At 58.6% G+C, this 6,950-nt stretch carries 6 protein-coding genes, 1 tRNA gene and 1 pseudogene; all 8 read right to left on the bottom strand.

The genetic code is table 11. The features are described 5' to 3' along the window. Window positions 1-1,494 precede the first annotated feature (1,494 nt). A tRNA-Phe gene (locus AD948_RS00700) sits at window positions 1,495-1,570 on the bottom strand. 55 nt (window positions 1,571-1,625) lie between these two features. Continuing rightward, on the bottom strand, window positions 1,626-1,808 hold the full coding sequence (locus tag AD948_RS00695; RefSeq protein ID WP_006560082.1) for a DNA gyrase inhibitor YacG: 183 nt from the start codon (window positions 1,806-1,808) through the stop codon (window positions 1,626-1,628). Then, on the bottom strand, window positions 1,801-2,892 hold the full coding sequence (locus AD948_RS00690; RefSeq protein WP_006560083.1) for a ribonuclease E/G: 1,092 nt from the start codon (window positions 2,890-2,892) through the stop codon (window positions 1,801-1,803). Before AD948_RS00690 ends, AD948_RS00695 begins: the two co-directional genes overlap by 8 nt. Next, on the bottom strand, window positions 2,889-3,521 hold the full coding sequence (locus tag AD948_RS00685) for a Maf family protein (RefSeq protein ID WP_061470272.1): 633 nt from the start codon (window positions 3,519-3,521) through the stop codon (window positions 2,889-2,891). The genes AD948_RS00690 and AD948_RS00685 overlap by 4 nt, the downstream gene beginning before the upstream one ends. Before the next feature lie 4 nt (window positions 3,522-3,525). After that, entirely contained in the window at window positions 3,526-3,744 is a 219-nt protein-coding gene (gene infA / locus AD948_RS00680; protein WP_003622234.1) for a translation initiation factor IF-1, read from the bottom strand. Between the two features lie 71 nt (window positions 3,745-3,815). After that, window positions 3,816-5,129, bottom strand: coding sequence for a histidinol dehydrogenase (gene hisD, locus AD948_RS00675; protein WP_006560085.1), 1,314 nt, complete (start codon window positions 5,127-5,129; stop codon window positions 3,816-3,818). Next, window positions 5,126-5,875, bottom strand: coding sequence for an ATP phosphoribosyltransferase (gene hisG / locus AD948_RS00670; protein ID WP_006560086.1), 750 nt, complete (start codon window positions 5,873-5,875; stop codon window positions 5,126-5,128). Before hisG ends, hisD begins: the two co-directional genes overlap by 4 nt. Window positions 5,876-6,000: 125 nt before the next feature. Then, a pseudogene (locus AD948_RS18315) lies at window positions 6,001-6,950 on the bottom strand (hypothetical protein); the annotation flags it as partial.

Here is a 6,950-nt window from a genome sequence, read left to right as displayed (position 1 = left end):
CGCGACTGGGCTCATGGGTCATAGCAAAAACAAATTGGTATTAGGCCACAGAAGGGCGGTGTGAATCAGTTCGCATCGCCTTGTTTTTATCGTAAGGGCGTTCGTTTCAGGAACGCCCTTTTTTTGTGAGTGCAGGGTTTTCCATTACTATATAAGCAAGGGTAGCTCACCTTCTTTTCTGTCTTACAAGCACACAACTGCAAAGGGAGGCTAAGGTCGCTCTTCTTAGGTAGGAACAAATACCAGCACTTTTTGGGCTGTCTGTATCATGCTGGCCTGAATGTTTTGGGTGTGAAAAACGCTTTTTACTCTCCCAGATTCTTTCAGGTAATTTCGTAAATTTCTTATTATTTATTTGATTTTCCGAATGGGTTTTATTTGCGAAAACAGATTCGATATTTTTGTCTGTCCTGACTTTATAGGCTTCACCAGAGGAGATGGAGGGGGCCCAAAAACCTCTTTTTCCGTCTGTGTAAAAATCGTAACCATTGATATTGCTATTATTAGAAAAATTAAAATAGGGGTTTTAGAACTCTCCAGATGAGGATTTTCGTGGTGTTATTGCAGGCCATAAAGGCGCTATCAACAGATATGCCAATTTTCAAAATTCTGCATATTATGTTTTCTGGTCAAACATTTTTTGTTCTTTTTGATCATGGTAACACCCAGGTTTTTTCAAGGGCGCGATGCTTGCGGTAATTGAAGAGGCGGGAGTATTCAAGAATATTGTCTATAAAGTCTGCTTTCTTCCAGATTTCATCATCGCAACTCCAGATGCGAACGTTGCTGGTCAGGCATTGTGCAGAAGGAGTGATATAATTGCGTATGTGCGGGCAGACAGAGAGGCAGCAAGGTAACATGCTCCGGTAAGACGCGTGAAGCTGGGCTGGAGCATCCAGAAGACGCTCTGCTTCGTCCGGGCGGATTCATTGCATTCAGTGTGCTGCATCCTTGTTTTATTACACCGGGCTTGAAATGGCAGAAGGATGACCACGGTCAGACAACCGGCCTCTGCGTTGCACGCTATTTCAGCAAACAAAGTTTTATAGAGAACTGGAAGTTTGGGGATCGTCCCAAAGATGAGAATGTAATGCCGTTCTCTGTCCCTCGCTTTCCGAGGACTATCGGAGACTATCTCAATGCGGTTGTTTCTGCCGGCTTTCGCATCACACGAATAGAAGAGCCTCAACCAACTGAACGCACCTGTAAAAGAGCGCCGCGATTTCGCAGATGGCGTGCCTCGCGGCGTTCCTGCTGATGGTCAGGGGGAACGCCCGAAGTGAGGGCTATGGGACGCCTTCAGGCGTGCATCCTGGCCTGAGAATATTATGCGCTTTCCACGGGAGATACCGCCATTGGAAGGGCACCAAAAAACGGACTGTGTCTGTGCGACGCGCTTATGGCCCAAAGCCTGAGGAAGTATTTCATATCAGATGCACAAACATCTGTGGAAATACACATCAAAACTACACGATTTTAGGGGGGAATCTAAAATGGTGCCCAAGGGCGGGATCGAACCACCGACACTGCGATTTTCAGTCGCATGCTCTACCAACTGAGCTACTTGGGCACCGCAGCCTCGCGGCGTGAGAGGGGGTTTATCTCAGCCTGCGTGCGGGATCAAGTCACCTTTCGTCATTTCTTTCGTCTTTCTCCATATTTTCTTCGTCAACCGGGGGGCCGGGGATGCGGTACTGCCCGGTAAACCAGCGCCCGAGGTCAATATCCGCGCAGCGCTGGGAGCAGAACGGCCGTGTGGCCTGCTGGGTAGGTTTGCCGCACACGGGGCAGGAAGCTGTTTTAGTCATGGTCAGTCGTCCAGAAAAAATCCGGCAGGGAAGGGTCAAGTTTTACGGCCAGAGCCTTGCCGCGCTGGGTAATGCAGTCCGCCAGTGCCTGCGGGTCTTTTTCCAGCGCGGTGATGATCCCCAGCCCACCTCGAATTTGGGTCGCGTCGGGATGATTGGCAAGAATAATGCGCAAGGCTGCCAGAGCCTGCCCGTGCGGGCAGGAGAGGAGTTCCGGCAGGGAAGGGTGGATACGGGCCCGGACAATTTCCACCAGCCCCAGCGCCGTAATACCAAGGCAGCGTGGGCGCAATGGGTCTGCCTGTAGCATCGCTTTAATGGGTTCCAGCAGGGCCTGACGCTTGCGGGTTGAAAGGCCTGCAGGGTCAATCAGGATGGCCCCGGAGAGGTTGCGTAGCCTGATCTGTTGAAACAGGGCGGGTAGGGCATCCCGGTTGGCGGCAAACTGGGCGGTCTGTTTCGTCCAGCCTGTTGCCGTTGGGGGCGCATCCATATCAATGGCGATCAGCGCAGGGGTGGGCGTGATGCTCGCCGTCATGCCACCGGGCAGGGAGACGCTTGCCTCCGCTAGTGCATCGCAGGCGTGGGCTATGGCTTCAGGGAAAGGGCTGAGGGCCTGCTCACGACGGTCTCGCAAGGTTGGGGGGATCAGTGCCGCCGCCGCCGCGGAATCCACAGTGATGCGCGCCTGTGGCCAGCGGTCTGCCAGCCGCTCAAGTGGTGTCGGGCCACGGGTTAGCAGGCAGGGTTTGTCTGGCAGGGGTGTGGCAGGTGGTTCCTGTGCCTGCACACGCAGGCCTTTGCCGCCTTGCGCCGCACGGGTTACGCGCACGGTAAGCATCTGGCCTTCCGTAACGGGGTCCTTGCCGTTCTGTATGGGAAGGAAACCGCTTTCCCCTTTGCCCAGATCCACAAAAGCACCGCCCATGGCGGGCATAAGGGCGCTGATGCGGGCCTGATACACGTCTCCTACCCCATCAGGGGCGGCAGGCCGCCACAGGGCGTAATCGAGAAGGGTGTTATGCTGGGTAACGGCAAGCCGAAGCTCGCCGGGGAAGAAGGCAACGCGGAGAACGGTGCTCACGGAAGCCAGTGGCCCGGCTGACCACGGAGCAGTTGCGCCGTTTCAAACAGGGGCAGGCCGATGACACCAGAGGCGCTGCCGGAAATAAAGCGGATAAACCCGGCGGCATGCCCTTGCAAAGCATACCCACCCGCTTTGCCCTGCCAGTCTCCGGCATCCAGCAAGGCTTCAATCTGATGGTCGGTGAGGCGGGAGAAAGTGACAGCCGTTTCCACCACGCGCTCTCCCGTGCGGCCATCAGGCCACGCAGCGGTAGGCACGCAGCGCAAGGCTGTGAGCACCGTATGGCGGCGGCCGGAAAGCAGGGTCAGGCATTTGCGTGCCGTTTCCCGGTCTTCCGCCTTGGGAAGAATGCGGCGGCCAAGGGCCACAACCGTATCAGCCCCCAGCACAAGGGCAGGTTCTGTTATCTGATGGGCAACAGCCGCGGCCTTTTCTGCCGCCATACGGCGCACGTATGGGCGCGGCTGTTCATTACGCTGCGGTGTTTCATCAATATTGGCGGGAAAAACGCGGTCTGGCGTCAGCCCCAGCTGGGCCAGAAGGTCCAGCCGACGGGGCGATGCCGAAGCCAGCACAAATGCAGGACGCACCGCTGTTTCCGTGCCAGCAGGCCCGGAGGCGGTCATCGTCTTACTTGAAGCGGAAAGTGATACGACCTTTGGAAAGGTCATACGGTGTCATTTCAACGTTCACGCGGTCACCAGCCAGAACGCGGATACGGTTTTTGCGCATCTTGCCGCTGGTGTGTGCCAGAATCATGTGTTCGTTGTCGAGTTTCACACGGAACATCGCGTTGGGCAGCAGTTCGGTCACTGTGCCGCTAAATTCAATCATGTCTTCTTTAGACATGGCGTCCTTCGTTCATTTTCAAGCCTCGTTACAGTTGGGATGAGCAGATATGGGTGAGGGACCGTATCCGGTCAAGCGTTAGGTGTTCCCTTTGCCAGAACATCCAGCCGGGCCGAGATGCTCAGCGCATGGGCTTCAAGCCCTTCCGCATGTGCCAGCGCCACCCCGGCAGGACCAATGCGCCGCAGCGCATCCGGCCCGCCAGAGAGGAACGTGGTACGTTTCATGAAATCAAAAACAGACAACCCGGAGGCAAAGCGCGCGGTGCGTGATGTAGGCAGCACATGGTTGGGGCCACCCACGTAATCTCCCACGGCTTCCGGGCAGAAACGGCCAAGGAAAACCGCGCCAGCGTGCCGTACACGGGCAAACAGGCTTTCCGGATCATCCACCATCAGTTCCAGATGTTCCGGGGCCAGACGGTTGGCCAATGTGACGGCTTCTTCCAGCGAGCGCACAATCAGAACAGCACCATTACGCTTCCAGCTTGCGCCCGCAATGGCAGACCGGGTGAGGGTACGCAGTTCCGTTTCAACTGCCGCAATAACGGTATCAGCAAACGCGGCATCCGGGGTGATCAGCGTGGCCTGCGCCAGTTCATCATGTTCGGCCTGCGCCAGAAGATCGAGTGCAATCAGGCGCGGGTCTGTTGCCGAATCGGCAATCACCACCACGTCAGACGGCCCGGCAATGCTGTCGATTCCCACATGGCCGAACACCTGCCGCTTGGCTTCCGCCACATAGGCATTGCCGGGGCCAACAATACGGTCAACCGGGCGAATGGTCTTGGTGCCGAACGCCATGGCCCCTACGGCTTGTGCCCCGCCTACACGGTAAATTTCCGTCACGCCAGCGCGGTGTGCAGCGGCCAGAACCAGCGGGTTGATCACACCGTTGGGGGTGGGCACACACATGGCCAGACGCTCCACCCCGGCTACACGGGCGGGAATGGCGTTCATCAGCACGGAGGAAGGATAGGCCGCCTTGCCACCCGGCACATACAGGCCCACGGCATCCAAGGGAATCCAGCGGAGCCCCAGTGTCATCCCCACATCATCCGTGTAGCGGATATCCTGTGGCATCTGGGCCTTATGGAAGGATTCAATGCGGTCGGCCGCAACATCCAGCGCAGCCAGAAGATCCGGGCTGACCTGCGCGCGGGCTTTTTCCACTTCCTCTGCTGTAAACGCCAGTTTTTCGGGCGTGAGGGGAAGATGGTCAAATTTTTCCGTCAGCGCGCAGAGGGCCGTATCTCCGTCACGCCGCACCTGGGCCAGAATGTCCGCAACGGGGGCATGCACTTCCTGCCCCTGTTCTTCCCGCGCATCCAGCAGGGAGGAGAAAGCGGCTTCAAAGCCGGGGTCACGGATATCAAGGCGTTTCATGAAGACTGTTCTGCCTCAGCTTTTTCGGTCTGTCGGGCGTTGGCCTCAAGGGCGGTGCGAAAACTGTTGATAATGGCTGAAATCTCTTCAGGCCGCGTTTTCAGCGCCGTTCTGTTTACAATCAGGCGGCTGGTTACGTGCGCTATGGTTTCCACTTCACGCAGGCCATTGGCGCGCAGGGTGGAGCCAGTATCCACCAGATCCACAATCAGGCGGGAAAGGCCCAGCATGGGGGCCAGTTCCATCGCGCCATGCAGATGGACAATATTGGCGTTGATGCCGCGAGCCGCAAAATAACGGCGGGTGACGGCGGGATATTTGGTGGCAGCCCGAACTTCGGACCAGCGCGCCCATTCGGCGGGGTCATGCGGCAGGGTGTTGGGCTGGGCAATGGAAATCCGGCAGGCGCCAATGCCCAGATCAAGCGGGGCATAGATTTCAGGGTAGTCAAATTCCATCAGCACGTCTGCGCCGCAGATGCCTACCTGCGCCCCGCCAGAGGCGACAAAGGTTGCCACATCAAAGGAGCGCACGCGCACAACATCCACGCAGGGGTCTTGCGTGGGGAAACGCAGCTTGCGGCTGTTATCGCCCAGACAATCATCACTGGGCGCCAGCCCTGCCTGTTTCAGCAGGGGGGTAACCGCTTTCAGGATACGGCCTTTGGGGAGAGCCAGCACCATGGGGGCCCGTTCTTCCGTGCCCAAAGGGCGTACGGGTTGAAGGTCAGGCTGAGGCACGGTCATGAAAACTCCGGTCGGGCAGCAGGGGCAAGAGTGCGTGACGGCGGCACTCCTAGCACAAGGCGGCCCGGTATCAAAGGCAGAGCACCTGCCCGAAGAGACTTAATGCGTCTCTCCGGGCAGAAAGCTCAGCGGCGCCACCATCCAGTGCGGCGGCGGGGAGCAGGTTGCTCATCATCAATGACAATCGGCTGCACCACGGAAGGATCAGTCGCGTCCTTGCTGTCTTCCGCCGGAGCTGCCTCGGTTTTTGTGGCGACAGAGGCCGCTTTGGCTGCCGTGCGGCGGCGGCGCGGTGCCGGCTTTTCGGCCTCCACTGCCGGAGCTTCAGCTTCAGCGGTGTCTGCAACGGAAGCCGTCTCCACCTTTTTCCGCGTGGTGCGGCGGCGGGTGCGAGGTTTGGCTTCTTCCTCGGCATCCGCTTCAGGTGTGGTTTCGGCTTCGGCTGTGGGGTCGGCCTTTTTGCGCGTCACACGGCGGCGGCGCGGTTTAGGGGCTTCTTCCTCGGCAGTTGCGTCAACGCTTTCAGCCGCAGGTTCCGGAGCCTCCGCCGCAGTTGCGGGGGCTTCCTCTTCTGCGGTCCGCGTTGTTGCCGTGCGGCGGCGGCGTGTGGGCCGTCTGCGGGCAGGCTTTGCCTCTTCCGGCTCAACAGCAACGGTTTCCACCGTTTCTTCCACCTGCGGGGCAGCGGAGACTGAAGCAGGCGCTTCGGCTTCCACCACTGCTTCCGTTTCCACAATGACCGGGGCTGCCTTTACGGGCTCAACCGGAGCGGACGTCTTGGCAGGGGCCGGGGTGCGGGCAGGCTGGGGAGCCGGTTCCGGCTCGGCCATGCTGCTTTCGATCAGATCGAAGATATCGATGCTGCCGCCAAACGGGTTGGCAGGGGTCGGCCCCTGCCATGTGGGGCGGGACGGCCGCGGAGCCGGACCTTCCTCAATCGCAACCCGGATCTGGGGCTGCTCTTCACGCTGCACGCGGGAGTGACGTGTGCGGCGACGGCCCGGAACCAGATTATCTGTTGCCTCGGAGTCGGCGTCTGCCTGTGTGGGGGCAGGCTGTTCCGCTGCGGCAACCG

Source organism: Acetobacter senegalensis, assembly GCF_001580995.1.
GTDB classification, from domain to species: Bacteria; Pseudomonadota; Alphaproteobacteria; order Acetobacterales; family Acetobacteraceae; genus Acetobacter; species Acetobacter senegalensis.
Note: the sequence above shows the minus strand (reverse complement) of the source record. Positions and strands in the feature narration are given on the sequence as shown.